The organism is Bordetella petrii (assembly GCF_020991325.1).
GTDB lineage: Bacteria > Pseudomonadota > Gammaproteobacteria > Burkholderiales > Burkholderiaceae_B > Bordetella_A > Bordetella_A petrii_E.
On sequence record NZ_JAJMLX010000486.1, the window covers coordinates 1 to 1395 of the forward strand.

Genomic DNA, 1395 nt, shown 5'->3' on the forward strand with positions numbered 1-1395 from the left:
GGGCATGGCGGAGTTCCGCCAGCGCCAGGGGCCGCGGATTCAGCGATGGCACGGCCCGCCCCTGCCGCCACCCCGGGCATCAATCCCGCGGCGCGCGCCTACCGCATGCAGGCATCCCCGGGCATTGCCATGGAGGCGCCGGCGGGCTACTACCCGCCGCCGCGCCTGGAGGATCGCGAGAACTACGCCGCCTACCGCGACAACGCGGTGATCGCCGCCCAGGAACAAGCGGTGTCGACATTCGGCGTGGATGTGGACACCGGTTCGTATACCAACGTGCGCCGCTTGCTGAACGAAGGCCGCCTGCCGCCCGCCGACGCCGTGCGGGCGGAAGAATTCATCAACTATTTCGACTACGACTACCCCGCGCCGCAGGCGCCGGACCAGCCGTTCCGCATCACCACCGAGCTGGCGGCGGCCCCCTGGAATACGCATCGCCAACTGCTGAAGATCGGCATCCAGGGATACCGGGTGGATCCCCGGGACATTCCGGCGGCCAACCTGGTGTTCCTGGTGGACACCTCGGGATCCATGGCCGACCGCGACAAGCTGCCGCTGCTCAAGGCCGCATTGAGACAACTGGTGGCGCAATTGCGGCCGCAAGACCGGGTGGCCATCGTGACCTATGCGGGCCAGGCGTCGATGCCCCTGGATTCCACCCCGGGCGACCAGCAGGCGCGCATCAACGCGGCCATCGATGGCTTGCAGGCCGCCGGCTCTACCAACGGCGGCGCGGGCCTGGACCTGGCCTATGCCCAGGCTGCCAAGGGATTCGTGAAAGGCGGCGTCAACCGGATACTGCTGGCCAGCGACGGCGACTTCAACGTGGGCGCCACCGACCTGGACGCGCTGAAAAAGCGTATCGCGCAGCATCGGCAGGATGGCATCGCCCTGACCACCCTGGGCGTGGGCGGCGGCAACTTCAACGATGCGCTGGCCGTGCAGTTGGCCGATGCCGGCAATGGCAGCTACCACTACCTGGACAGCCTGCGCGAAGCACGCAAGGTGCTGGCCGCGGAGGTGTCGTCCACCCTGCTGACCATTGCCCAGGATGTGAAAGTGCAGGTGGAATTCAACCCGGCCGTGGTGGCCGAATACCGCCTGATCGGCTATGAAAAGCGGGCCCTGGCGCGCGAAGACTTCCACAATGACCGCGTGGACGCGGGCGAGATCGGCGCCGGCGCCAATGTCACCGCGCTGTACGAAATCACCCCGGTGGGCGCGCCGGGACGGCGCCTGGACCCGCTGCGCTATGGCAAGCAGCCTGCCGATGCCGGGCGGGGCGATGAACTGGCCTTTGTGCGCGTGCGCTACAAAATACCGGGCGCCGCCGGCAGCCGGCTGGCAGAGCAGGCCGTGGCTCGCGCCGACGCGCCGTCCCGGGGCTCTGACGGC

Annotated in this window: 1 protein-coding gene; it reads left to right on the top strand. The window is 68.7% G+C overall.

All coding sequences use genetic code 11. From position 1 onward, the window contains the following. Positions 1-1395 (top strand): vWA domain-containing protein (locus tag LPZ50_RS24835; protein ID WP_419195643.1); only part of this gene is annotated, 1395 nt, incomplete at both ends.